The organism is Kitasatospora sp. NPDC015120 (assembly GCF_043080305.1).
GTDB lineage: Bacteria > Actinomycetota > Actinomycetes > Streptomycetales > Streptomycetaceae > Kitasatospora.
In genome coordinates, this window is the sequence record NZ_JBIBVJ010000001.1 from 198,837 (window position 1) to 224,306 (window position 25,470).

22 protein-coding genes are annotated in these 25,470 nt (G+C 73.1%); 4 read left to right on the forward strand and 18 right to left on the reverse strand.

What is annotated here, in order from left to right:
• The first annotated feature begins 193 nt into the window (after window positions 1-193).
• Together ACF1AK_RS00855 and ACF1AK_RS00860 are read left to right on the forward strand one after the other, a co-directional pair.
• Window positions 194-871, forward strand: coding sequence for a LuxR C-terminal-related transcriptional regulator (locus ACF1AK_RS00855; protein WP_391497327.1), 678 nt, complete (start codon window positions 194-196; stop codon window positions 869-871).
• A 203-nt stretch (window positions 872-1,074) separates the two neighbouring features.
• Window positions 1,075-2,901 carry a bifunctional metallophosphatase/5'-nucleotidase gene (locus ACF1AK_RS00860; protein WP_391496636.1) on the forward strand — a complete coding sequence of 609 codons (1,827 nt, stop codon included), beginning with the start codon at window positions 1,075-1,077 and terminating at the stop codon, window positions 2,899-2,901.
• Between the two features lie 65 nt (window positions 2,902-2,966).
• Here ACF1AK_RS00860 and ACF1AK_RS00865 read toward each other — a convergent pair whose 3' ends face one another.
• Together ACF1AK_RS00865 and ACF1AK_RS00870 are read right to left on the reverse strand one after the other, a co-directional pair.
• Complete coding sequence (locus ACF1AK_RS00865) at window positions 2,967-3,941, reverse strand: BtrH N-terminal domain-containing protein (protein ID WP_391496637.1); 975 nt, start codon at window positions 3,939-3,941, stop codon at window positions 2,967-2,969.
• Complete coding sequence (locus ACF1AK_RS00870; protein WP_391496638.1) at window positions 3,938-4,747, reverse strand: MerR family transcriptional regulator; 810 nt, start codon at window positions 4,745-4,747, stop codon at window positions 3,938-3,940. Before ACF1AK_RS00870 ends, ACF1AK_RS00865 begins: the two co-directional genes overlap by 4 nt.
• Before the next feature lie 182 nt (window positions 4,748-4,929).
• Between ACF1AK_RS00870 and ACF1AK_RS00875 the strand changes: the two genes are divergently transcribed.
• The gene (locus ACF1AK_RS00875; protein ID WP_391496639.1) at window positions 4,930-5,856 is read left to right on the forward strand and encodes an NADP-dependent oxidoreductase; all 927 of its coding nucleotides are present in this window, start codon (window positions 4,930-4,932) and stop codon (window positions 5,854-5,856) included.
• Between the two features lie 44 nt (window positions 5,857-5,900).
• On the forward strand, window positions 5,901-6,833 hold the full coding sequence (locus ACF1AK_RS00880; RefSeq protein ID WP_391496640.1) for an AraC family transcriptional regulator: 933 nt from the start codon (window positions 5,901-5,903) through the stop codon (window positions 6,831-6,833).
• 7 nt (window positions 6,834-6,840) lie between these two features.
• On the opposite strand, the gene ACF1AK_RS00885 is transcribed toward ACF1AK_RS00880, so the two are convergent.
• The 16 genes from ACF1AK_RS00885 to ACF1AK_RS00960 form a co-directional block, all read right to left on the reverse strand.
• The gene (locus ACF1AK_RS00885) at window positions 6,841-7,722 is read right to left on the reverse strand and encodes an SAM-dependent methyltransferase (protein WP_391496641.1); all 882 of its coding nucleotides are present in this window, start codon (window positions 7,720-7,722) and stop codon (window positions 6,841-6,843) included.
• Between the two features lie 172 nt (window positions 7,723-7,894).
• Window positions 7,895-9,352 (reverse strand): aldehyde dehydrogenase family protein, encoded by a 1,458-nt coding sequence (locus ACF1AK_RS00890; RefSeq protein WP_391496642.1) that lies wholly within the window; start codon window positions 9,350-9,352, stop codon window positions 7,895-7,897.
• 88 nt (window positions 9,353-9,440) lie between these two features.
• Window positions 9,441-10,307 (reverse strand): helix-turn-helix domain-containing protein, encoded by an 867-nt coding sequence (locus tag ACF1AK_RS00895; RefSeq protein WP_391496643.1) that lies wholly within the window; start codon window positions 10,305-10,307, stop codon window positions 9,441-9,443.
• 465 nt (window positions 10,308-10,772) lie between these two features.
• The gene (locus ACF1AK_RS00900; RefSeq protein WP_391496644.1) at window positions 10,773-12,233 is read right to left on the reverse strand and encodes a glutamate synthase subunit beta; all 1,461 of its coding nucleotides are present in this window, start codon (window positions 12,231-12,233) and stop codon (window positions 10,773-10,775) included.
• A complete protein-coding gene (gene gltB, locus ACF1AK_RS00905) occupies window positions 12,226-16,827 on the reverse strand; it encodes a glutamate synthase large subunit (protein ID WP_391497328.1) in 4,602 nt (1,533 codons plus the stop codon). The genes ACF1AK_RS00900 and gltB overlap by 8 nt, the downstream gene beginning before the upstream one ends.
• A gap of 444 nt (window positions 16,828-17,271) precedes the next feature.
• Entirely contained in the window at window positions 17,272-17,994 is a 723-nt protein-coding gene (locus ACF1AK_RS00910) for a VIT1/CCC1 transporter family protein (RefSeq protein ID WP_391497329.1), read from the reverse strand.
• A gap of 168 nt (window positions 17,995-18,162) precedes the next feature.
• Window positions 18,163-19,164 (reverse strand): prolipoprotein diacylglyceryl transferase, encoded by a 1,002-nt coding sequence (gene lgt / locus ACF1AK_RS00915; RefSeq protein WP_391496645.1) that lies wholly within the window; start codon window positions 19,162-19,164, stop codon window positions 18,163-18,165.
• A 155-nt stretch (window positions 19,165-19,319) separates the two neighbouring features.
• Window positions 19,320-20,183: a DsbA family protein gene (locus ACF1AK_RS00920; RefSeq protein WP_391496646.1), complete on the reverse strand. Its 864-nt coding sequence runs from the start codon at window positions 20,181-20,183 to the stop codon at window positions 19,320-19,322.
• A gap of 65 nt (window positions 20,184-20,248) precedes the next feature.
• Window positions 20,249-20,710, reverse strand: coding sequence for a MauE/DoxX family redox-associated membrane protein (locus ACF1AK_RS00925; protein ID WP_391496647.1), 462 nt, complete (start codon window positions 20,708-20,710; stop codon window positions 20,249-20,251).
• Between the two features lie 120 nt (window positions 20,711-20,830).
• The gene (locus tag ACF1AK_RS00930) at window positions 20,831-21,127 is read right to left on the reverse strand and encodes a hypothetical protein (protein WP_391496648.1); all 297 of its coding nucleotides are present in this window, start codon (window positions 21,125-21,127) and stop codon (window positions 20,831-20,833) included.
• Window positions 21,128-21,338: 211 nt separating this feature from the next.
• On the reverse strand, window positions 21,339-22,148 hold the full coding sequence (gene trpA / locus ACF1AK_RS00935) for a tryptophan synthase subunit alpha (RefSeq protein ID WP_391496649.1): 810 nt from the start codon (window positions 22,146-22,148) through the stop codon (window positions 21,339-21,341).
• A 2-nt stretch (window positions 22,149-22,150) separates the two neighbouring features.
• Window positions 22,151-23,410, reverse strand: a complete 1,260-nt coding sequence (gene trpB, locus ACF1AK_RS00940) for a tryptophan synthase subunit beta (RefSeq protein ID WP_380286793.1) — start codon at window positions 23,408-23,410, stop codon at window positions 22,151-22,153.
• A gap of 55 nt (window positions 23,411-23,465) precedes the next feature.
• Window positions 23,466-23,615, reverse strand: coding sequence for a tryptophan biosynthesis modulator TrpM (gene trpM / locus ACF1AK_RS00945; protein WP_374119904.1), 150 nt, complete (start codon window positions 23,613-23,615; stop codon window positions 23,466-23,468).
• Window positions 23,616-23,625: 10 nt separating this feature from the next.
• Entirely contained in the window at window positions 23,626-24,432 is an 807-nt protein-coding gene (gene trpC / locus ACF1AK_RS00950) for an indole-3-glycerol phosphate synthase TrpC (protein WP_391496650.1), read from the reverse strand.
• Between the two features lie 189 nt (window positions 24,433-24,621).
• Window positions 24,622-25,074, reverse strand: coding sequence for a DUF2752 domain-containing protein (locus ACF1AK_RS00955; RefSeq protein WP_391496651.1), 453 nt, complete (start codon window positions 25,072-25,074; stop codon window positions 24,622-24,624).
• A 90-nt stretch (window positions 25,075-25,164) separates the two neighbouring features.
• Window positions 25,165-25,413 (reverse strand): HGxxPAAW family protein, encoded by a 249-nt coding sequence (locus ACF1AK_RS00960; protein WP_391496652.1) that lies wholly within the window; start codon window positions 25,411-25,413, stop codon window positions 25,165-25,167.
• Window positions 25,414-25,470 lie beyond the last annotated feature (57 nt).

A 25,470-nucleotide genomic window follows, 5' to 3' on the forward strand; every position in this document is an offset into this window, starting at 1 on the left:
CTCCAGGAGGGGGCCAGATTTGACTGTTCTGCACACCGAGTACGACCGCCGTGGTACGGCGGTGCGGGCTTCGGCGTCCGCCACGCGCACGGTGCCGCCGCAGCGCCCGGTGGCGTCCCGTGCGGTCGCCGGGGCCGTGGCCGTGCCGGGCACGGCCACGGCCGCGCACGCCCAGACGTCCGCCGCCCAGGCGGTGCGCGGCGCCACGGGCACCACGCGGCCGGCCGTCGCCCAGGCGGCCCGCGCCTCGACGGTGCCGGTCGCCGTCCAGGCCGCCGATCCGCTCTCCCGCGCGGGCGCCGAGGCGCAGCTGCGCCGTTTCCCGGGGGTCGCGGTGGTGGACCCGACGGGTGCGCCCGCGCCGGGCACGGTGACGGTGCTGGTCGCCGAGTCGGCCGACGCGGCCGCGACGGCGGCGCTGCGCCGGCTGGTGCGCGGTGCCGGGCAGCGGGTGGTGCTGGTGGTCGAGCGGCTGCGCGAGACCGAGTTGATGGAGGCCGTCGAGTGCGGCGTGGCGGCGATCCTGTGGCGCCGGGAGGCGACGCCGGACCGGCTGGGCCGGGCCGTGCTGGCCGCGGCCCGGGGCGACGGCGATCTGCCGGCGGATCTGCAGGGGCGGCTGATCGCCCAGGTGGGCCGGCTGCAGCGGTCCGTGCAGGGCATGCCGGGGCAGGCCCCGACGGGTCTGTCGGAGCGTGAGTCCGATGTGCTGCGGCTGGTCGCGGAGGGGTGGGACACCGGGGAGATCGCGGCCCGGCTGTCGTACTCGGAACGGACCGTCAAGAACGTGCTGCACGGTCTGACCACCCGTCTCCAGCTGCGCAACCGGGCGCACGCGGTGGCCCACGCGGTCCGCGAGGGGTACATCTAGAGCGGATCCCGGCCGGGTGCGGGCGGGCAGGTGGGGAAGTACGCGCACCTGCCCGCCCGTGTCATGAGCGAGTCGCCAAGATCTCATCTGCCGGACAGGTCGGGGGGCTATCCCCCGGCCCGGGGGCACGGCACACTTCTACGCGCGTACTTCTACGCGCGTCACCGAGGTCCGTTCCGTAGTCCCACCGGGAGAGTCGTCCAATGCCCCTGAACCGCCGTGACTTCGTCACCCGGTCCGCCGCCACCGCCGCCGGCGCCGCCCTCACGAGCAGCGCCGCCCTCGCCGCCGCCACCCCCGCCGCGGCGGCCGGACCGGACGAGGCCCGTGCCAAGGGCCGGACCAAGCGCCAGGCCTTCACCGTGATGGGCACCACCGACCTGCACGGCCGGGTGCTCAACTGGGACTACTTCACCGACGCGGTCTACGCCGACAAGGCGCACAACGAGGTCGGCCTCGCCAAGATCTCCACGCTCGCCAAGCAGGTGCGCGAGGAGAAGGGCTGGGACCGCTGCCTGCTCATCGACGCCGGTGACACCATCCAGGGCACCCAGCTGACGTACTACTACGCCCGGGTCGAGCCGATCGCCACCGACGCCGACACCGCGCCCGAGCACCCGATGGCGCTCGCCATGAACACCATGGAGTACACCGCCGCCGCGCTCGGCAACCACGAGTTCAACTACGGCATCGACACCCTGCGCGCCTACGAGGAGCAGCTGGACTTCCCGCTGCTGGGCGCCAACGCGCTGAACGCCCGCAACGACAAGCCGGCCTTCCCGCCGTACGTGATCCGCAAGCTGAAGCTCGGCAACGGCCCGGCCCTGAAGGTCGGCATCGTCGGCCTGACCAACCCGGGCATCGCGATCTGGGACAAGGCCAACGTCGCCGGCCGGATGACCTTCCCGGGCATCGTCGAGACCGCGCGGACCTGGGTGCCGAAGGTGAGGGCGGCCGGCGCGGACGTCGTCGTGGTCGCCTGCCACTCCGGCACGGACGAGGCCACCTCCTACGGCGACCAGCTGCCCTGGCCGGAGAACGCCTCGGTGGCGCTGGCCGAGCAGGTGCCGGGCATCGACGCCGTCCTGGTGGGCCACGCCCACAAGGAGATCGCCCAGCGCCTGGTCGTCAACAAGGAGACCGGCCGGACGGTCGTGCTCTCCGAGCCGCTGTGCTGGGGCCAGCGCCTGACCTGCTTCGACTTCGAGGTCGAGTTCGACAAGGGCGCGTGGAAGGTCGTCTCGCTCTCCTCCCGGGTGCTGAACTCCAACACCGTCCCGGAGGACCCGGAGATCGTCGGCCTGATGACCGAGCAGCACAAGAAGGTCGTCGCGTACGTCAACCAGGTCATCGGCACCGCCAGGACCGAGCTGTCCATCGCCGAGGCACCGTTCAGGGACACCCCGATCATCGACCTCATCGGCAGGGTCCAGGCCGACGTGGTGCGCGCCGCGCTGGCCGGCGGCGAGTACGCCAAGCTGCCGGTCCTCGCCCAGGCCGCGCCGTTCAACCGCACCGCGGTCATCCCGTCCGGCCAGGTCAAGCTGCGGGACGCGGCCGGCCTGTACATCTACGAGAACACCCTGGAGGCCCGCCTCCTGACGGGCGCCCAGATCAAGGACTACCTGGAGTTCTCGGCGAAGTACTACGCCCGGCTCGCCCCGGACGCGCCGGTCGACAGGGCGACGCTCACCAACGCGCAGAACACCCCGGACTACAACTACGACGCCGTGTACGGCGTCTCCTACGACATCGACATCTCCCAGCCGGTCGGCTCGCGGATCGTCAACCTCTCCTTCGAGGGCAGGCCGATCGACCCGGCCGCCCGGTTCGTCCTCGCGGTCAACAACTACCGCGCCAACGGCGGCGGCAACTTCCCGCACGTCGCGGCGGCCCCGAAGCTGTGGGCCAACTCGGACGAGATCCGCAACGCGATGATCGCCTGGGTGAAGGAGAAGGGCGTCATCGACCCGGCGGACTTCTTCACCGAGTCCTGGCGCCTGGTGCGGGACGGCCGGCCGGTCTTCTGACGCGCCCGGTCCGACCGCACCACCGGACCGGCCCCGGGGCGCTCGCCCCGGGGCCGGTCCCGTGCTCAGACGGCGAGCAGCGCCAGCTCCCCCATCGCCTCGCGCTCGATCCGCGCCAGGTCCCCCAGCAGGCGCCCGGCCCGCTCCAGCTGCGCCGCGTCCCCGGACTCCCCCGCCGCGCCGATCAGCGCGGCCACCTCGGTCCAGCCCGCCGCGGCCTCGGCGTACCGGTCGCGGGCGCCGCGCACCCGGGGGTCGCCGAGCAGCTCGGCGCTCTCGCCGAGGAAGTCCCGGTAGAGGTTGCGGAACAGCGCGCCGCCCGTCCCGGCCAGCTCCATCAGCCGGGCCGCCTGCGGCAGCCGGATCCCCGGCCGGTCGGCCCGGTCCAGCCAGCCCGGCACCAGCGCGGCGGCCTTGGCGATACCGCGGTGCCCGAGGTTGGCGATCGGCGGGTGGAGGAACGCCGCCGCACACGCGGCCATCGCCGGGGCCAGCAGGCCCCGCACGTCCGGCGCTGCGCCGCGCCGGGCGAGCGTGAAGGAGCGGTGGCGGGCGGTCATCGGGCCGCGTTCGGCGCGCGCCGCGGCGAGCGAGGCCAGGCTGGTGGTGACCGCGCCGCCCTGCTGCGCGGTGTCCACCAGGTGCGCGTCCCGCGCGTCGTAGCCCTCCATCGCGACCACGTGCCCGCCGAAGTGCACCTTGGAGGTGAAGTACTCCAGGTGGTAGCTGTCCAGCTGGAGCCCGACCGGGCGCCCGGCGTCCAGCTCGGCGGCCACGTTCTGCCAGGCCCGGCGGGCGGAGGCGGTCTCCCGGACGTCCAGCTCCAGCCCGAGCCGGGCGGCCAGCGCGCGGGTCAGCTCGAAGGGCTTGACCCGGCCGCCGAGGAACGGGAAGTCCATCCCCCGGCCGTCCCAGTAGACGAACGACAGCCCCGCCCCGAGCCCGAACAGCATCGGCTCCGACAGGTCGATGCCCTCGTGGCGCAGCAGCACGCCCAGTGCCGTCGTCTCGCAGTGCGTCCCGCCGCGCGACCCGCTCACGCCGCCTCCTCCGTCCGCTCCTCGACCCGGACCACCAGCCGGGTCGTCCACTCCTCCGCCGGGGCCTCCCCCGGTCCGACCAGGTACGCCTCCCGCACCGGCGCCAGCGGCCGCAGCCCGCGCTCGTGCACGGCGGCCAGCAGGGCGTGGTAGGCGAGCGGCAGTTGGGAGTACGGGCCGTGGTGGACGGTCTCCACCACCGGCCCGCCGGGCAGCACCTCGTGCTCCAGGCCGGCCACCTCGTCCGCCTCGGCGCCGACGGCGATCCGCATGCCCTCCCCGAGGTCCAGCGGGAACAGCCCCCACAGCGGCGGCCGCCACGGCGTGCCGTCCAGGTGCGCCAGCAGCCGCCCCACGCACCCGCCGACCCGCTGCGCCAGCTCGCCCGGGCCCGCCACCGCCCGCACGACGGCGAGCCCGCGCCGCGGCTCCCGGCCGAGGGCGATCTCGTAGCCGGGCAGGCCGCCGCCGTCCGCGAGGCGTTCCAGCAGTTCCAGGCGGGCCCGGTCGCGGCTGATCCGCTCGGCGACCCGGTCGCGTTCGGCGCGCAGCAGCCGGCCCCGCTCCGGCTCGCCGGCCGCCATGGTCGCGGCGATCACCGCGAGCGGCAGGTCGAGGTCGCGCAGCAGCGCGACGGTGAGCGCGTCGCGGGCCTGGGCGGGGGCGTAGTAGCGGTAGCCGGTCGCGGGGTCGACCCGGGCCGGTGGCAGCAGGCCCGTGTCGTCGTAGTGGCGGAGCTGTTTGACGCTCAGCCGGCAGAGGCGGGCGAAGCGCCCGATGGTGAGGAAGTCGTCCTGGTCTCGCACGGGCCCATGGTGGACCCTCCCCCCGTGGGAGGGTCCACTCCGCGTGCCCTCCGCCCCGGGCGGCCGGCGGGCGAGACGCCGGGACATCTTTCCGAGACAGCAGGATATTCAGCCGCGCGCGGGGCCTGCCTACCGTTGATCACGTCACCGAGAGCACGGTCTTCCCGAGAAGGAGCAGTCCCATGCGCGCAGTCACCCAGAAGTCCTTCGGCGGTCCCGAGGTCCTGGAGCTCGTCGAGATCGAGCGGCCCGCCCCGCGGGGCGGCGAGGTCCTGGTCCGGGTGCACGCCAGCGGCGTCAACCCGGTGGACGCGGCGGTCCGTTCGGGTGCGTTCCCGCTGCTCGGCGAGCCGCCGTTCGGGGTCGGCTGGGACATCTCCGGCGTGGTCGAGCAGGCCGGTCCCGGTGCCCGCTTCACGGCCGGTGACGAGGTGTTCGGGATGCCGTTCTTCCCGCGCGCCGCGACCGGCTACGCCGAGTACGTGGCCGTGCCCTCGCGTCAGGTGGCCCGCAAGCCCGCCGCGCTGGACCACGTGCAGGCCGCCGCGCTGCCGCTGGCCGCGCTGACCGCCTGGCAGGGCCTGGTGGACGCGGCGCGGCTCGCCGAGGGGCAGCGGGTGCTGATCCACCGGGCTGCGGGCGGCGTCGGCCACCTCGCGGTGCAGATCGCCAAGGCCCGCGGCGCGCACGTGACCGCCCTCGCGAGCGGGCCCAAGCACGACTTCGTGCGCTCGCTGGGCGCCGACGAGGTGGTCGACTACCGCGAGGAGGGCTTCCTGGGCCGGGTCGGGCAGGTGGACGTGGTGTTCGACTCCTCCTCGCAGGGCACCGCCTCGCTGGAGGTGCTGCGCGAGGGCGGCGTGCTGGTCTCGATCATGGAGCACTGGAACACCGCGCTGGCCGCCGAGGTCGAGGCCGCCGGGCGGCGGTTCGCCGGTGTCTCGGTGGAGCCGGACTACGCCTCGCTGGAGGCGATCGCCGCACTGGTCGACGAGGGCCGGATCCGGCCGCACATCGCCGAGACCTTCCCGCTGGAGGACGCCGGCAAGGCCCACGAGCTGATCGCCGCCGGCCGCACCCAGGGCAAGATCGTCCTGACCGTCGGCTGAGCCGTAGGGTGCTCGGGGACACCACTGCGACCGGGGGAGACCAGGTGGACATCCTGACCGAGGCACTGAGCTCGATGCGGACCGGGCAGCCCGCCTCCGTCCGCACCGAGGGACGGGCCCCGTGGGGGCTGCGGCTGCCCCCGGTCGCCGGCGCCGGGTTCCACGTGGTGCTCCACGGCACCTGCTGGCTGGTGCCGCTGGAGGACGACGCGGCCGGGCCGATCGCGCTCGGCCCGGGGGACGTCGTCTTCCTGCGGGACGGCCGCGGCCACGTCCTCGCCGACCACCCGCAGACCCCGGCCGTCCGCGAACAGCCCTCGCACTTCCGGCCGGGCCTGCCGATCGGCACCGTCAGCGTGGGCGGCGACGGGCCGCGCACCAGCCTGCTGTGCGGCAACTACCACCTCGACCAGGCGCGGCCGCACCCGCTGGTGCGGCAGCTGCCGGAGATCGTCCACCTGCGGACCCGGCACGGGCGCCACCCCGAGCTGAGCGCGGCCGTCCAGCTGCTCGGCGCCGAGCTGGACAACCCGCGGATCGGCTCGACCGGCATCGTCCCGGCACTGATCGACTCGCTGCTGCTGTACATCCTGCGGGCGTGGTTCGAGGAGCAGCCGCCCGCCACCGCCGCCGGCTGGGCGGCGGCGCTCGGCGACGCGGCGGTGGCCCCGGCGCTGACCGCGATCCACGAGGCGCCGTCCGCGGCCTGGACGGTGGAGTCCCTGGCCGCCCGGGCCGGGCTCTCCCGGGCGGCGTTCGCCCGCCGCTTCACCAGCCTGGTCGGCGAGCCTCCGATGGCCTACCTGACCCGCTGGCGGATGACCACGGCGGCCCGGCTGCTGCGCGAGTCGCAGGCCCCCCTCACCGCCGTGGCCGCGCAGACCGGTTACGGCTCGGAGTACGCCTTCGCCAAGGCCTTCAAGCGGGAGTTCGGCCTGGCGCCGGGCGGCTACCGGCGCGGGACCCGGGCCGCCTGAGGCCGGCTCAGCCCTTCCGGCCGCCTCCCGGACCGCCGGGCTTCTCGCCGACGGCGGCCCAGATGCCGATCTGGGAGTCGGTGGGCTGCTCGGGGGTGTCGGGGCGCCAGAGGGGGGCGGTGACCAGGCCGGGGTCGGCCAGGGTGAGGCCGTCGAAGAAGCGGAGCACCTGGTCGCGGCTGCGCATGGTCAGCTGGGCGGAGGCGCTGCGGTAGACGGCGGGGCCGCGGCCGGCGTCGGCGGTCGGGGTGAAGTCGAGGGTGCCGTGCGACAGCACGAGGCGGCTGCCGGGCGGCAGGGCGTCCACCAGGGTGTGCACGATGCCGTACGGGTCGTCCTGCTCGTCGATGAAGTGCAGGACGGCCACGAGCAGCAGCCCCACCGGCTCGCCCGAGTCCAGTGCCCGGCGGACCTCGGGGGTGGCCAGGATCGCGGCCGGGTCGCGCAGGTCGGCCTGGACCACCGAGGTGCTGTCCGGGGTGGTGCCGCTCAGCAGGGCGCGGCCGTGCACCAGCACGATCGGGTCGTTGTCGAGGTAGACCACCCGGGCGTCCGGCCGGACCCGCTGGGCGACCTCGTGGGTGTTCCCGGCGCTGGGGATGCCGGTGCCGATGTCGACGAACTGCCGGATGCCCTCGCCGGCGAGGTGGCGCACCGCGCGGCCGAGGAAGGCCCGGTTGGCGAGCGCGCTGAGCCGCACCATCGGGCTGATGGCGAGCACCTGCTCGGCGGCCTCGCGGTCGGCCGGGAAGTTGTCCTTGCCGCCGATGTAGTAGTCGTACATCCGGGCGGGGTGCGGGATCTCGGGGCGCAGGTCGGCGGGCGGCCGTACCTCGTCGCCCTCGTCACCGACGAGCCACTCCCGGCCGATGTCCTGAAACCCGGTCACCCCTGCCACCCCTTCGGTCCGTTCCGGTCACCCGCAGTCGAACGCGGTCGAACACAGTCCCCACTGGTCCCCGCACGATCCGACAGGCGCAGCATAGGGCAGCCCTGCCGGGCAAGTGGAACCCGGCCGTCCCCTCCGTCGCGGGAGCGGACGGAGCGGACGGCCGCAGCCGTCAGAACGGGAAGCGGCTGCGCCCGTGCTGGATCGAGATCCACTTCACGGTGGTGAACGCGTCGACCGTGGCGTCGCCGTTCAGCCGGCCCACGCCCGAGTTCTTCTCGCCGCCGAACGGCACCACCGGCTCGTCCGCGATGGTCCCGTCGTTGACGTGGATCATGCCGGTCTCGATCCGCTGGGCGACCCGCACGCCGCGCTCGACGTCGGCCGTGTGCACCGCGCCGCTGAGCCCGAACGGGGTGTCGTTGGCGATCCGCACCGCCTCGTCCTCGCCGTCGAACGGCACCAGCAGCACGACCGGCCCGAACAGCTCGTTCCGCAGGATCGGCGCGTCGGCCGGCAGGTCGCCGAGCACCACGGGCTCCATCAGGCTGCCGGTGGTGGTGCCGCGCAGCAGCGCGGTGGCGCCGGCGGCGACCGCCTGGTCGACCTGCGCGGTGAGGGCGTCGGCCTGGACGGGGTTGATCAGCGGGCCGATGTGGGTGGCCGGGTCCCGGGGGTCGCCGACCTTGAGGGTGGCGACCTTGGCGACGAACTTGCGGGTGAACTCCTCGGCCACCGCGCGGTCGACCAGCACCCGGTTGGCGGCCATGCAGACCTGCCCCTGGTGCACGAAGCGGCTGAACACGGCCGCGTCCACCGCGTAGTCGAGGTCGGCGTCGTCCAGCACGATCAGCGCGCTGTTGCCGCCCAGCTCCAGGACGGTCCGCTTGAAGTGCGCGGCGGCGACGGTGGCGACGTGCCGGCCGACCTTGTCGGAGCCGGTGAAGGAGATCACCTTGGGGATCGGGTGCTCGATGAACGCGTCGCCGATCTCGGCGATGTCGGTGACCACGACGTTCAGCAGACCGGCGGGCAGGCCCGCCTCCTCGAAGATCTTGGCGATCAGGGTGCCGCCGACCACCGGCGTCTCCTGGTGCGGCTTGAGCACCACGCCGTTGCCGAGCGCCAGCGCCGGGGCGACCGCCTTCATCGACAGGAACAGCGGGAAGTTGAACGGGCTGATCACGCCGACGACGCCGACCGGCAGCCGGTAGAGCCGGTTCTCCTTGCCGTCCACCGGGGAGGGCAGCAGCCGGCCCTCGGCGCGCAGCGACAGCTGCATCGCCTCGCGCAGCATGTCCTTGGTGAGCGAGAGCTCGAACCAGGCCTTGACGGCGGTGCCGCCGAGCTCCGCCATGATGTCCCGGGTGATCTCCTGCTCGCGGTCCTCCAGGATCCGCAGCGCGCGTTCGAACACCAGCCGGCGGGTGTAGGGGTTGGTGGCCGCCCATTCCTTCTGCGCCAGCGCCGCGGCCCGGTAGGCCTGGTCGACCTCCTCGACGGTGGCGACCGTGATGGCGGCGATCTTGTCGCCGGTGAAGGGGTCGACGTCGACGATGTCCCAGGAGCCGCTGCCCTCGCGCCACTCACCGTCGATGTACTGCAGCGCCAACTCGGAAAGGTACGACATCTGATCCCTCTCATGCCTACGGGAACGCACGACCATCGCTCGCGGTCGTTCGCGATCAGATCTGATCGGGGCTCATCGTACTTATCCGTCAGAGTTCTTGGCGTACGGAGCGAAGAAGTTCTCGTGTCCGCTCGGGGGAGAGACTGTCCGCCACCAGACCGTCCATGGCGTCCGCGTACTCGGCGACCTCCGCCGGCTTGTCCAGGTACAGGGCGGTGGTGAACTGCTCCAGGTAGACGATGTCCGGCAGTTCCTGCTCGTCGAAGGCCAGGACCGAGAACGCCCCGCCCTCCGCCCGCAGTCCGCCGAAGCCCAGCGGCATCACCTGGAGTTCGACGTTCGGCAGGTCGGTCAGCTCCAGCAGCCGGTCGACCTGCGCCCGCATGGGCTCCGGCCCGCCCCAGGGCCGGCGCAGCACGGCCTCGTCCAGCACCGCGACCAGCCGCGGTGCCCGCTCGGCGGTCAGCACCTCCTGGCGTTTGAGCCGCACCTCCACCCGCCGCTCGATCTCGGCCGCCTCGGTGACGTGCCCGCCGTGGGTGATCACCGACCGCGCGTAGTCGGCGGTCTGCAGCAGCCCGTGGACGAACTGCACCTCGTAGCTGCGGATCTCGGTGGCGGCCTCCTCCAGCCCCAGGTAGTTCTGGAACCAGCCCGGCAGGACGTCCCCGTAACCGTGCCACCAGGACGTCGCGTTGGCCGCCCGCACCAGCCCCAGCACCGAGGCCCGTTCCGGCTCCGCGTCGACCCCGTACAGCGTCAGCAGGTCGGCGACGTCGCGCTCCTTGAAGCCGACCCGGCCGAGTTCCATCCGGCTGATCTTGGACTCGGAGGCCCGGATCGAGTACCCGGCCTCCTCCCGGCTGACGCCGCGGGCCTCCCGGAGCCTTCGTAGTTGCGACCCCAGCAGCAGACGCCGCACCGTGGCACCACCACCCGCCTGAGTCGCACCCATCGCCTCAACCCTCCGCACCTCGCGCAGCCCCCCGGCCGTCGGCCGCAGTCTTCCATCAGGGACCGACAAACAACAGTCCTCGGAACACCCTCTGCGGAGCCGTCGGCCTCCGCCGTGACCGCCCGGACGACCGCCGTCCGGATACGCGCGGTAGCCGACCCGTAGCTCCCCGGAACGCACTCTAGTCCCCCGCCGTCGCCGTGGACATCCCCAACCCCCCGATGTCCCCCCGGGAACCACAACTCGGCCGGAATCGACAACGGTTGACGCGGCCCGAGCACGCCGCCGGCCTCCCCCGCCCCCCTTCCCCGGGGAACCGGCCCGCCCCCGGGAAACGCGAAAGGCGCCTGCCCCCAAACTGGTCGGGGATGTGGGCAGGCGCCATGGACCGCGGTGGCCCGGCGACGCTGACGGGGTGCGGCTCGGTACGACCCGGCAGTGCGGCGCCGGGCTACCTGGACCGGATCAGACCACCAGGGGGCGGTCCGTCGGCCGGATCGGTGCGGGCAGCGGGGTCTTGCCGCCCAGGTAGGTGTCGACCGCCGCGGCGGCCGAGCGGCCCTCCGCGATGGCCCAGACGATCAGGGACTGGCCCCGTCCGGCGTCACCGCAGACGTAGACGCCATCGACGTTGGTGGCGAAGCGGCCGTCGCGGGCCACATTACCGCGTGCGTCGAGGTCCACGCCCAGCTGCTCGACCAGACCGTTCTTCACGTCCGTCCCGGTGAAGCCCATCGCCAGGGTGACCAGCTGCGCCGGGATGACCCGCTCGCTGCCCGGCACCTGCTCGAACTTCCCGTCCTTGAACCGCACCTCGACGAGGTGCAGCTCCTGGACGTTGCCGTCCTCGTCGCCGGTGAAGCGGGTGGTGGAGACGGAGTAGACTCGCTCGCCGCCCTCCTCGTGCGCCGAGGTGACCTTGTAGGTCATCGGCATGGTCGGCCACGGCTGGCCGGCCGGACGCTCCTCGCCGGGCCGCGGCATGATCTCCAGCTGGGTGACGGAGGCCGCCCCCTGCCGGTGCGCGGTGCCGACGCAGTCCGCGCCGGTGTCGCCGCCGCCGATGACCACGACGTGCTTGCCCTTGGCGCTGATCGGCGACTCCACGAAGTCGCCCTCCTGCACCTTGTTGGCCAGCGGCAGGTACTCCATGGCCTGGTGGACGCCCTTGAGCTCGCGCCCGGGCACCGGCAGGTCGCGGGCGGTGGTGGCGCCGGCCGCGACGACCACCGCGTCGAAGCGCTCGCGCAGCTGCTGCCCGGTGAGGTCCTCGCCGACGTGCACGCCGGTGCGGAAGCGGGTGCCCTCCGCGCGCATCTGCTCGATGCGGCGGTTGATGTGGCGCTTCTCCATCTTGAACTCGGGGATGCCGTACCGCAGCAGGCCGCCGATCCGGTCGGCCCGCTCGTACACCACCACCGTGTGACCGGCCCGGGTGAGCTGCTGGGCGGCGGCCAGGCCGGCCGGACCGGAGCCGATCACGGCGACCGTCTTGCCGGACAGCCGCTCGGGCACCTGCGGGGTGACCCCGCCCCGGTCCCAGGCCTTGTCGATGATGGTGACCTCGACGTTCTTGATGGTCACCGCGTCCTGGTTGATGCCGAGCACGCAGGCCGACTCGCAGGGCGCCGGGCAGAGCCGCCCGGTGAACTCCGGGAAGTTGTTGGTCGCGTGCAGCCGCTCGATCGCGCCCGTCCAGTCGTCCCGGTAGGCGAGGTCGTTCCACTCGGGGATGAGGTTCCCGAGCGGGCAGCCGTTGTGGCAGAACGGGATGCCGCAGTCCATGCAGCGGCCGGCCTGCTTGGTGATGATCGGCAGCAGGCTGCGTTCGACGTAGACCTCGTTCCAGTCGCGCAGTCGCACGTCCACCGGACGCCGCTCGGCCAGCTGCTTGGGCGTGGTCAGGAAGCCCTTGGGGTCAGCCATGTGCCGCCTCCATCATCTTGCGAGTGGTCTCGGCCTCGGAGAGGCCATCGCGCTCAGCGGCGTCCTTGGCGGCGAGCACGGCCTTGTAGTCGGTCGGCATGATCGTGGAGAAGCGGGAGACCCCGCTGCCCCAGTCCGCCAGGAGCTCGGCGGCGACGGTGGAGCCGGTCTCCTCGTAGTGCTGCTGCACGGTCTCGCGCAGCCATTCGCGGTCCGCGGCGCTCGGGGCCTCGATGCCCACCATGCCGCTGTTGACGTTCGCGGGGCGCAGGTCCAGCACGTAGGCGATGCCGCCGGACATGCCGGCCGCCAGGTTGCGTCCGGTCTCGCCGAGGATGACGACCCGGCCGCCGGTCATGTACTCCAGGCCGTGGTCGCCCACGCCCTCGACGACCAGGGTGGCACCCGAGTTGCGGACGGCGAAGCGCTCTCCGGCCTTGCCGCGCAGGTGGATCCGGCCGCTGGTGGCGCCGTAGCCGATGGTGTTGCCGGCGATGACGTGGTTCTGCGCGTCGTTGCCGATCGCCGCCGCGTCGCGGGCCGGACGGACCACGATCACGCCGCCGGACAGGCCCTTGCCGACGTAGTCGTTGGCGTCGCCCTCCAGGCGCAGCGTGATGCCGCGCGGCACGAAGGCGCCGAAGGACTGGCCGGCCGAGCCGGTGAAGGTGACGTCGATGGTCCCCTCCGGCAGGCCCTCGCCGCGGTACCGCTTGGTCACGTGGTGGCCGAGCATGGTGCCGACGGTCCGGTTGACGTTGCGGATCGGCAGCTGGATGCGGACGGCCTCGCCGTTCTCCAGGGCGTCCTGGGCCAGGTCGATCAGCTGGTTGTCCAGGGCCTTGTCCAGCGCGTGGTCCTGGGTGGTGGTGCGGTGCAGGGCCGCGCCCTCGGGCAGCTCGGGCACGTGGAAGAGCGGGGCCAGGTCGAGCCCGGCGGCCTTCCAGTGGCCGATCGCGGCCTCGGCGTCGATGTGCTCGGCGTGGCCGACGGCCTCCTCGACGGAGCGGAAGCCCAGCGAGGCCAGGATCTCCCGGACCTCCTCGGCGATGAACTCGAAGAAGTTGACCACGAACTCCGGCTTGCCGGAGAACCGCTCGCGCAGCACCGGGTTCTGGGTGGCGACGCCGACCGGGCAGGTGTCCAGGTGGCAGACGCGCATCATGATGCAGCCGGAGACCACCAGCGGGGCGGTCGCGAAGCCGAACTCCTCGGCGCCCAGCAGGGCGGCGATGACGACGTCGCGGCCGGTCTTCAGCTGGCCGTCGGTCTGCACCACGATCCGGTCGCGCAGGCCGTTGAGCAGCAGGGTCTGCTGGGTCTCGGCGAGGCCGAGCTCCCAGGGGCCGCCCGCGTGCTTGAGCGAGGTGAGCGGCGAGGCGCCGGTGCCGCCGTCGTGGCCGGAGACCAGCACGACGTCGGCGTGCGCCTTGGAGACGCCGGCCGCGACCGTGCCGACGCCGACCTCGGAGACCAGCTTCACGTGGATGCGGGCCTCGGGGTTGGCGTTCTTGAGGTCGTGGATCAGCTGCGCCAGGTCCTCGATCGAGTAGATGTCGTGGTGGGGCGGCGGCGAGATCAGTCCGACACCCGGGGTGGAGTGCCGGGTCTTGGCGACCCACGGGTACACCTTGTGGCCGGGCAGCTGGCCGCCCTCACCGGGCTTGGCGCCCTGGGCCATCTTGATCTGGATGTCGTCGGCGTTGACCAGGTACTCGGAGGTGACGCCGAACCGGCCGGAGGCGACCTGCTTGATCGCCGAACGGCGCTCCGGGTCGTGGAGGCGCTCCGGGTCCTCGCCGCCCTCGCCGGTGTTGGACTTGCCGCCGAGGCGGTTCATCGCGATGGCCAGGGTCTCGTGCGCCTCGCGGGAGATCGAGCCGTAGGACATGGCGCCGGTGGAGAACCGCTTGACGATCTCGGGGACCGGTTCGACCTCCTCGACCGGCACCGGGGTGCGGCCGAGCGCGTCGAGCTTGAACAGGCCGCGCAGCGTCATCAGCCGCTCGGACTGCTCGTTCACCCGGTCGGTGTACTGCTTGAAGATGTCGTAGCGGCGGTTGCGGGTGGAGTGCTGCAGCCGGAAGACGGTGTCCGGGTCGAACAGGTGCGGCTCGCCCTCGCGGCGCCACTGGTACTCGCCGCCGATCTCCAGCGCGCGGTGCGCGGCCGGGATGCCGGAGGCCGGGTAGGCCTTGGCGTGCCGGGCGGCGGTCTCCTTGGCGATCTCGTCCAGGCCGATGCCGCCGAGCTTGGTGGTGGTGCCGGCGAAGTAGGCGTCCACCAGCTCCCGGGAGAGGCCGATCGCCTCGAAGACCTGGGCGCCGCGGTAGGAGGCGACGGTGGAGATGCCCATCTTGGACATCACCTTGAGCACGCCCTTGCCGAGCGCCTTGATCAGGTTCTTGATCGCCTTCTCGGGCTCCACGCCCTGGATGAACACGCCCTGGGCGACCAGGTCCTCGACCGACTCCATGGCCAGGTACGGGTTGACCGCGCCGGCGCCGTAGCCGATCAGCAGCGCGACGTGGTGCACCTCGCGGACGTCGCCCGCCTCGACCAGCAGCGACACCTGGGTGCGCTGCTTGGTGCGGATCAGGTGGTGGTGGATCGCCGAGGTGAGCAGCAGCGAGGGGATCGGGGCGTGTTCGGCGTCGGAGTGCCGGTCGGAGAGCACGATGATCCGGGCGCCGTCGGCGATGGCCGCGTCGGCCTCGGCCGCGATCGCGGCGAGCCGGGCGGCCAGGGCCCCGCCGCCGCCGGCGACCTTGTACAGGCCGGACAGCGTGACGGCCTTGAGGCCGGGCTGGTCGCCGTCCGCGTTGATGTGGACCAGCTTGGCCAGCTCGTCGTTGTCGATCACCGGGAAGGTGATGCCGACGGAGCGGCAGGACGCGGCCTCGGCGGCCAGCAGGTTGCCCTCGGGGCCGAGGTTGGACAGCAGCGAGGTGACGAGCTCCTCGCGGATGGCGTCCAGCGGCGGGTTGGTGACCTGCGCGAAGAGCTGCACGAAGTAGTCGAACAGCAGGCGCGGCTTCTCGCTCAGCGCGGCGATCGGCGAGTCGGTGCCCATCGAGCCGAGCGCCTCGGCGCCGGTCTTGGCCATCGGCGCCAGGATGACCCGCAGCTCCTCCTCGGTGTAGCCGAAGGTCTGCTGGCGGCGGGTGACCGAGGCGTGGGTGTGGGCGATGTGCTCGCGCTCGGGGAGCTTGGCGAGCTGGATCTGGCCGCCGGCGACCCACTCCTCGTAGGGGTGCTCGGCGGCGAGCGCCGACTTGATCTCCTCGTCCTCGACGATGCGGTGCTCGGCGGTGTCGACGAGGAACATCCGGCCGGGCTGCAGCCGGCCCTTCTTGACCACCCGGGTCTGCTCGATGTCGAGCACGCCGACCTCGGAGGAGAGGACGACCAGGCCGTCCTCGGTGATCCAGTAGCGGGCGGGGCGCAGCCCGTTGCGGTCCAGCACGGCGCCGATCCGGGTGCCGTCGGTGAAGGTGACGCAGGCCGGGCCGTCCCAGGGCTCCATCAGGTTGGAGTGGTACTGGTAGAAGGCGCGGCGGGCCGGGTCCATGGTGGCGTGGTTCTCCCACGCCTCCGGGATCATCATCAGCACGGCGTGCGGCAGCGAGCGGCCGCCGAGGTGCAGCAGCTCCAGGACCTCGTCGAAGGAGGCCGAGTCGGAGTGGTCCGGGGTGCAGATCGGGAAGATCCGCTCCAGGCCCTGCCCGTTGCGGTTGGCCGGGATGAGGTCGGTGGCGAGCTGCGACTCGCGGGCGGTCATCCAGTTCCGGTTGCCCTTGACGGTGTTGATCTCGCCGTTGTGCGCGACGAACCGGTACGGGTGGGCGAGCGGCCAGCTCGGGAAGGTGTTGGTGGAGAAGCGCGAGTGCACCAGGCCGAGCGCGGAGGCGTAGAGCCGGTCCGACAGGTCGGGGAAGAAGGGCTCCAGCTGGCCGGTGGTCAGCATGCCCTTGTAGACGATGGTGCGCGCGGACAGCGAGGGGAAGTAGACCCCGGCCTCGCGCTCGGAGCGCTTGCGGACCACGAAGGCGATCCGGTCCAGCGCGAGGCCGGCCTTGCCCTCGCCGGCCAGGAAGAGCTGGCGGAAGCGCGGCATCACGCCGCGCGCGGTGGCGCCCAGCAGGTCGGGGGTGACCGGGACGTCGCGCCAGCCGAGGACGGTGAGGTCCTCCTCGGCCGCGATCGCCTCGATCCGGGCGACGGCGGCGGCGTCCTCGTCGTCGGCGTCGGGCAGGAAGGCGATGCCGACCGCGTAGGACCCGGCCTCCGGGAGGTCGAAGGAGACCTTGGCGCGCAGGAAGGCGTCCGGGATCTGGGTGAGGATGCCCGCGCCGTCCCCGGAGTCCGGCTCGGCGCCGGTGGCGCCGCGGTGCTCCAGGTTGCGCAGGACGGTCAGCGCCTGCTCGACGACGGTGTGGTCGGCGGTGCCGGTCAGCGTGGCGACGAATCCGACGCCACAGGCATCGTGCTCGTTACGCGGGTCGTACAGGCCCTGAGCAGCAGGTCGCGCATCCGGAACGAGCGCGTACGGCGGGCGGGTGGCGCCGGCCTGGGGCTCGTTGGCGGAGTGCATGGATGCAGACAGCATCGGCTCTCCCGTCGTCGTCTTTCGAAACTGGTGCAGTAGGGACGACGTTGGCCCTGATGCGATTGAGGCACGCACGTTACATGATGCCGAAGGTCCCGGGAAGCGGAGCATTGCGTCCACATCGCGGACTGATCCGCAGGTCACCGGGCGGGTGAGGGGACGTGCCACACCGCACGTCCCGACGATTGTGCCCGGCCCTCCACGGCCTGAAACAGGGCCGGAATCCCGTGGTTCCGGTGGCCCGTCACAGCGACCTGCGATTCCATCCCGGCGCTTGACCCGCGGATGCGATTCTTCGGTCAATGAGCCCACATGGCGAGACAAGACCAGGCGCGGCCGGGTGACCGTGTGTGCAACCTCACCCGTTCAGCTGCATAACAATGCAACGGCACCGTGCCCGGCCGGTCCCTGCGGCGGCCCGTCCGGCCGTCAGCCGACCTGCCCGCCGATCAGCGCGCCCAGCAGATAGGTCACCCCGGCCGCGATCCCGCCCAGCGCCAGCTGCCGCAGGCCGCTGTACCACCAGCTGCGCGCCGTCACCCGGGCCACCACCGCCCCGCAGACGAACAGTCCGGCCGCGGCGACCAGCAGCGCCGGCAGCAGCGAGGTCGCGCCCAGCAGGTACGGCAGCAGGGGCAGCAGCGCACCCACCGCGAAGCAGACGAACGAGGAACCGGCCGCCACCCACGGCGAGGGCAGGTCGTCGGGGTCGACGCCCAGCTCCTCCCGGGCGTGGATCGCGAGCGTCTGCTCCGGGTCGGCGGACAGCTGCCGCGCCACCTCGTGGGCGAGGTCCGGGTCCACCCCGCGCTCGACGTACAGCTGGGTCAGCTCGGCCAGCTCGCCGTGCGGATTGCGGCGCAGCTCCAGCCGCTCGACCTCGATCTCGGCCTGCACCAGCTCCCGCTGGGAGGCCACCGAGGTGTACTCGCCCGCCGCCATCGAGCAGGCGCCGGCCGCCAGCCCGGCGAGGCCGGTGAGCACGACGGTGCTGTTGGAGACGGCGCCGCCGACCACACCGGTCATCAGCGCGAAGTTGGAGACCAGGCCGTCCATCGCGCCGAACACCGCCGGACGCAGCCAGCCGCCGTTGACGTCCCGGTGGTGCCCGGCGGCAGGTATCCGGGGGTGGGGTCCGCTCTCGTGTTCCAGGGCGGTCGCAGTCACGGCCGTTCCCCTCCGTCCATCGGTCCGATCGCCTACCTGTCGACCGTAGCCCTGTTGAGCTGGGCATTTCCAGCAAAGTAAGGCTGTCCGAACATGGCTCCGGCCACCCTGCGCACGGGGTGCGGGGCGGCCGGGAGCGGGGGTCGGTGCAGGTCAGGCCGGGTGCTTGGCACCCTTCTCCAGAGGGTCCGACGCCTCGGCGCGGCCGTCCGGCGGCCCGTCACCCTCCGGCCGGTCGTTCTTCGGTCCCTCGTTCTTCGGCCGGTCGTTCTCCGGTCGGTCCTTCTCCGGCTCGTCGGCCGGGGCCGCGGCCTCCGCCTCGGCCCGCGCCATCGGGTCGATGCTCGCCGGGTCCTCCCGGCCCGGCCGCTTCTTCCCGACGACGACGAAGTACGCCACCGCGCCGAGGAAGACGAGGATCGCCACCCAGTCGTTCAGCCGCAGGCCGAGGATGTGGTGCGCCTCGTCGACCCGCAGCCACTCGGTCCAGAACCGGCCCGCCGTGTACCCGGCCACGTACAGCGCGAAGGCCCGCCCGTGGCCCAGGGTGAACCGCTTGTCCGCCCAGATCACCAGGGCGGCGACGCCCACGCACCAGAGCGACTCGTAGAGGAAGGTGGGGTGGTGGACCGTGGTGACCACCTCACCGCCGGGGAGCGTCTTCGTGATCTCCAGGCCCCACGGCAGGGTGGTCTCCCGCCCGTACAGCTCCTGGTTGAACCAGTTGCCCCAGCGGCCGAGCGCCTGGGCGAGCGCGATGCCCGGGGCGATCGCGTCGGCGTAGGCGGGCAGCGGGACGCCGCGGCGCCGGGCGCCGATCCAGGCACCGACCGCGCCCAGCGCGATCGCGCCCCAGATGCCGAGGCCGCCCTCCCAGATCTTGAAGGCGTTCCAGGGGTTCTTCCCCTCGCCGAAGTACAGCTGGTGGTCGGTGATCACGTGGTACAGCCGGCCGCCGACCAGGCCGAACGGCACGGCCCAGACCGCGATGTCGCCGACGGTGTGGCGGCCACCGCCCCGGGCGACCCAGCGCTTGCTGCCGAGCCAGACGGCCACGACGACACCGAGGATGATGCAGAAGGCGTAGGCGCGCAGCGGGATCGGTCCGAGGTACAGGACACCCCGCGACGGGCTGGGAATGTAGGCGATATCCATGGCAGCTCCGACGCTACAGGGTCGGCGGCCCGTCCAGGGCACCCCGGCGGGTCACAGTCGGGCACAGATCGGTGCGCGGACCCGGAGCACGGCCCGCCGCCGCCCCCTCCGGACGGGGAGGGGGTGGCGGCCACCCTGCAGCGTACGCGCCCGGTTCAGCCGGCGTTGGGCGAGGGGTTGTTGGCCTCCGAGGCGGTGCTGGTCGGCGCGGGCGACTGGCCGTGGGTGCCCGGGGTGCCCAGCTGCTTGCCCTGGTTGGCGGCGTCCACCCACTTCACCAGGTTGGCCGGGGTGATCTCCTCGTTGTTGAACTTGGGGTAGACCGGCTGACCGTTGAGCAGCACGGTCGGCGTGGACTTGAAGTTGGACTTGTCGAAGTCCTGCTGCACCGCGGAGACCCAGTCGCCGAACTTCAGATCGTTGACGCAGGACTCGAAGGCCGGTGTGACCAGGCCGTCGACCTGCTTGGCGAGGTTGATCAGGGTCGCCTTGTTCCCGAAGGCGTCGTTGGTCTCGTCCGGCTGGTTGCGGTAGAGCACGTCGTGGTAGTCGCGGAAGTGCCCGGCGTCCTGGGCGCAGCCGAGCGCGTTGGCCGCGTACTTGGAGCCCTTGCCCGGCACGGCCCGGTCGATGAACGAGACGATGTGGTAGTTGGTGAAGATCTTGCCCGCGTCCTCCAGCTGGCTGATGGTGGGCGAGAACTCCCGCTCGAAGACGCCGCAGGCGGGGCAGCGCGGGTCCTCGTAGACGGTGAGGACGGACGGCGCGTTGTCCGAGCCCACCGGGACGACCAGGTTCTTGTCCCCGATCGTGCCGGCCGGTACGGCGGTGGGCGTCTCCGGCGTGGAGCGCTGGTCCTGCACCACGACGCCGGTGACCACGGCGGCGGCGATCACCGCGAGCGCCACTCCGCCGATGACCAGCTTCCGCTTCCGCCGGCCGCGGGCCTCCTCCTCGGCGCGTTCCGCCAGCATCCGCTCACGGGCGGTGCGCTTGCCTTCTCGGTTCTTCTCGCTCATCAGCCTTGGGATCCAGGTTCGGGGGTGGGGGTGCGGGTGGCGGGTCCGGGGGGTGGGGCGGGTGCTCAGCCCGCCAGCAGGCCGTCCACCGAGAACTTGGTGCGGGGCCACCGGAGCAGCCAGCCGGCCAGCAGCAGGAATCCGGTGTCGCGCAGGATCTCTTGCAGGTACTCGGTCTGCGAGGCGTCGACCGCCCCGCCCCCGCCGAAGCAGCCGCAGTCGATCGAGATGCCGCGCGCCCAGGCGGAGGCGATGCCCCCGATGAAGGCGAGCAGCAGCACCGCGGAGACCGCCGCGGCCACCCGGGTGCCCAGGCCGGCCAGCAGCAGCAGGGCGAGCGCCAGCTCCAGGAAGGGCAGCCCGTGGCCCACCGGTTTGACCAGGGACTCGGGCAGGATCTCGTACGCGCGCACCGCCTGGGCGGCCTCCGCCGGGTCGGCGATCTTCGCCAGCCCGGCCCAGCCCCAGACCACGGCCAGGCCCAGCCGGGCGGCCGTGCCGATCCACTCCGTCGCCGGCCCGGCCATCCGGACAACCCCCTCGGGAAACACCGTCACGCCCCTATGAACCGCTCCCGGGGACGCCGGGTTCTTCCGGTTTTCGGAGTTAAGCCGAAAGAGTGAAGGTAAAGACACTCTGAGGTGATTTCACCCTAACGAGTGATCAGGGTCGCAGCCGAACGGCCACCCCAGGTCGTACCGGTCGACGTCGTGACGGTCGGCGTGCCCGGAGCCGCCGGGCCCGGCGGGGCCCGGGCGGGCGGCCAGCGCGGCCGCCGCCTCCATCCGGACCGCCTCCGCGCAGACGTGGGCGTCCCGCTCGGCGCGCTCCACCCCCCGCCTGGCCAGCGCCGGCCCGACCGCGCACTGCGCCCCGAAGGCGGCGCCGAGTGCCAGCGCGGCCGCGGCCGCCCGCAGCAGCACGGCTCGCTGAAGACCGGGCATCGGCCGACCCCTTCCGCTCGCTTGGCCCCCGGGCACGTCGCTCGTGCACTCGTCCCTCCACTCAACGCCGCCCAACCGCGGGCTGGTGCGCGTGCCCGCCACTGTTCACCCGTTCGGGTCGAGGGGGTGACCGAACGGGTCCGGGAACGGCGAAGGCCCGCCGCCCCGGGCGGGGCGGCGGGCCGTCGGGCACCGCGGACGGAGGGGCGGCCTACCGCCGACGGACGCCCTGGGCCAGTTCGCCGGCCAGTTCGCGCACCGCCGCCAGCGCGGCCCGCTCGTCCCCGTCGGCGTCCAGGATCCGCTGCACGAACGCCGAACCGACGATCACGCCGTCCGCGAACCCGGCCACCTGGGCGGCCTGCTCCCGGGTCGACACGCCGAGACCGACGCAGACCGGCAGGTCGGTGGTGGCCCTGGTCCGGGCGACCAGGTCCTCGGCCAGCTCGCCGACCTGGGCCCGGCTGCCGGTCACGCCCATCACCGCGGCCGCATACACGAAGCCGCTGCCGGCCGCCGTGACCTCGGCCAGCCGCTTGTCCTTGCTGCTCGGCGCGACCACGAACACGGTGTCCAGACCGTGCTCCCCGGCCGCCTTGCGCCACTCCTCGGACTCCTCCACCGGCAGGTCCGGCAGGATGCAGCCCGCCCCGCCGGCCGCGGCGAGGTCGGCGGCGAACCGCGCGACGCCGTACCGGTCCACCGGGTTCCAGTACGTCATCACCAGCACCGCCGCGGCGGGGTGCGCGGCGGCGACCTCCTGGACGGTGCGCAGCACGTCCTTGATCCGCACGCCGGCCCGCAGCGCGATGTCGTCGGCGGTCTGGATGGTGGGGCCGTCCAGCACCGGGTCGGAGTGCGGCAGGCCGATCTCGACGACGTCGCAGCCGCCCTCGATCAGCGCGCCGACCGCCCGGATGCCGCCGTCCACGGAGGGGAAGCCGGCCGGCAGGTAGCCGATCAGCGCGGCGCGGTCCTCGGCCTTGGCGGCGGCGAGGACGCCACTGAGCTTCGAAGCCATGGTCACTTACCCCCGTGGGCGGAGCCGGCGCCCGGCTCGTCGTAGAGGCCGAAGTACTCGGCGGCGGTGTGCATGTCCTTGTCGCCGCGCCCGGAGAGCGAGACCAGGACGGTGGCCTCGGGCCCGAGCTCGCGGCCCAGCTCCAGGGCGCCGGCCAGCGCGTGCGCGCTCTCGATCGCCGGGATGATGCCCTCGGTGCGGGACAGCAGCCGCAGCGCCTGCATGGCGGCGTCGTCGGTGACCGGGCGGTACTCGGCCCGGCCGGTGTCCTTCAGCCAGGCGTGCTCCGGGCCGACGCCCGGGTAGTCGAGGCCGGCCGAGATCGAGTGCGACTCGATGGTCTGGCCGTCCTCGTCCTGCAGCACGTAGGTGCGCGAGCCGTGCAGCACGCCCGGGTCGCCCTTGGTGAGGGTGGCCGCGTGCCGCGGGGTCTCGGCGCCCTCGCCGGCCGCCTCGCAGCCGATCAGGCGCACCCCGGCGTCCGGGATGAACTCGTGGAAGATGCCCATCGCGTTGGAGCCGCCGCCGACGCAGGCGACGACCGCGTCGGGCAGCCGCCCGGTGCGCTCCAGGACCTGCTCGCGCGCCTCCACGCCGATGACCCGGTGGAAGTCGCGGACCATCATCGGGAACGGGTGCGGCCCGGCCACGGTACCGAACAGGTAGTGGGTCGAGTCGACGTTGGCGACCCAGTCGCGGAACGCCTCGTTGATGGCGTCCTTGAGGGTGCGGCTGCCGGACGTCACGGCCACCACCTCGGCGCCGAGCATCCGCATCCGGGCGACGTTCAGCGCCTGGCGCCGGGTGTCGACCTCGCCCATGTAGATGGTGCAGTCGAAGCCGAACAGGGCGCAGGCGGTGGCGGTGGCCACGCCGTGCTGGCCGGCGCCGGTCTCGGCGATGATCCGGGTCTTGCCCATCCGCTTGGTGAGCAGGGCCTGGCCCAGCACGTTGTTGATCTTGTGCGAGCCGGTGTGGTTGAGGTCCTCGCGCTTGAGCAGGATGCGCGCGCCGCCGGCCTCGGCGGAGAACCGCCGCACGTCGGTCAGCGGGCTGGGCCGGCCGGTGTAGTCCTTGAGCAGCGCGTCCAGCTCGGCGGCGAAGGCCGGGTCGGCCTTGGCCTTCTCGTACTCCTCGGCGACCTGCTCCACGGCGGCGACCAGCGCCTCCGGGATGAAGCGGCCGCCGTACGCGCCGAAGTAGCCGCGTGCGTCCGGCACCTCGGCGCCGGGCAGGTAGTCCTTCTCGGACCGTTCGGACATGGTGAAGTCCCTCGGGAAGATGACGACGGTTGACGGTGACGTCCGCCGGCTGCGGTCAGCCGGACGTCACGCGCCATCGCCGCCCCGGCACCTGCCCGGGCTCGCAGCCGATGACGTAGCGCACCCGTCGGCCCAGCACCCGGCGCGCGGGCGCGCGGCAGCCGCGCGGGCGGCAGCCGGGGGCGAGACGGGTGGCGATCTTCATGGCGGCGGGATCAGTCCTTGTGCCGGATCGCCGGGTGGGCGCCGGCCGCGACCAGGTCGGCCACCGCGGCCCGCGGGTCCTTGCCGGTCACCAGCGACTCGCCGACCAGCACCGCGTCCGCGCCCAGGTTGGCGTAGGAGATGACGTCCAGCGGGCCGCGCACCCCGGACTCGGCGACCTTGACGATGTCGTCCGGGATCGCGTGGACGACGTTGCCGAAGGTGTTGCGGTCCACCTCCAGGGTCTTGAGGTTGCGGGCGTTGACGCCGATGATCCGCGCGCCGGCGTCCACCGCGCGCTTGATCTCCTCCTCGTCGTGCACCTCGACCAGCGGGGTGAGGCCGATCGACCCGGCCCGCTCGATCAGCGACACCAGGGCCGGCTGGTCGAGGGCCGCGACGATCAGCAGCGCGAGGTCGGCGCCGTGCGCGCGGGCCTCCCACAGCTGGTAGGCGGTGACGATGAAGTCCTTGCGGAGCAGCGGGGTGTCCACCGCGGCCCGGACGGCGTCCAGGTCCGCCAGCGACCCGCCGAAGCGGCGCTGCTCGGTCAGCACGCTGATCGCGGCGGCACCGCCGGCCGCGTAGTCGATCGCCAGCGACGCCGGGTCCGCGATCGCGGCCAGCGCGCCCTTCGACGGGCTGGAGCGCTTGACCTCGCAGATCACCCGGACACCGTCGCCGCGCAGCGCCGCCACGCCGTCCTTGGCGTCCGGGGCCTTGGCGGCGAGCTCCTTGAGCTCGTCCAGCGAGACCCGGGCCTGCCGCTCGGCGAGGTCCTCGCGGACCCCTTCGACGATCGAGTCGAGCACACTCACTCGGGCGCCCCCATCATGTCTGCCAGTCCTGGTCCTGCTGGCGAGGAGCCGGACGGCCAGCGGGCCTCCGGCCCTTCGATGGTATCGGCAAGGGGGAGCGCACAGCGCATCCGCCCGGCGCGCGTCTCACGGTACGGACCCCCGGACACGCCCGCGAACTGCGGCTTCACACCATCGCCACCCCGGCGGTCAGAGCGGCGGCGGGGCCAGGCCGGCCCCGATCGGCAGGTTGCGGACCACCGTGAAGACGAGGACGAGCAGCCCCACCAGCACCCAGCGCCGGGGCCCGAGCGCCGGCCGGGGGCCGGGCAGGGCGCGCAGCGCCGCCCAGAGCCAGCGCACCCAGAGCACCGCCAGCACGGCGAACAGCAGCACCGCCACGGCGTTGTCGTGCAGCGCCCCGCTGAGGTCCCCGTGGGCCAGCGCGTGCACGCAGCGCAGTCCGCCGCAGCCGGGGCACCACCAGCCGGTGGCCGCCAGGAAGGGGCAGTCGGGGTAGTGCCCGGGGACGTTGGGGTCCACCGCGGCGACGTACCCGGCGGGGAGGGCCACGGCGGCCGCTGCGGCGAGCGGCGGCACCAGCCGGCGCGGCGCGGAGGGCCGGGCGGAGGCGGTGGGGGCGGGGGCGGCGTTCACGCCCATGATTGTGCCCCGCCGCGGTGCGTTTCCGGCCCCACCGGCACACGCGGAACGGCGGCCCGAGGGCCGCCGTTCACGCGGAGCGCCGGTCGGTCAGGCGGAGGCGGCGGCCAGCGCGGCCTGCTCCTCGTGGGTGTACACGTTGGTGCTGGGCTGCTTGCCCATGCCCGCCATCGACATGGCCTTGCCGACCACGCCGCCGAGCAGGACGACCACCAGGCCGGCCCAGGTGAGCAGCACCGACGGCAGGATCATCGCGACGCCCGCGACGCAGAAGCCGAGGAACGAGATGGTCACGCCGGTCCAGGCGGCGGGGGTGTGGCCGTGTGCTGCTGCTGCCATTGGATGGTGCTCCTACGCTCTCGGGGGCCCGGCCGGGCCTGCTCGGCCCCTCCCGGG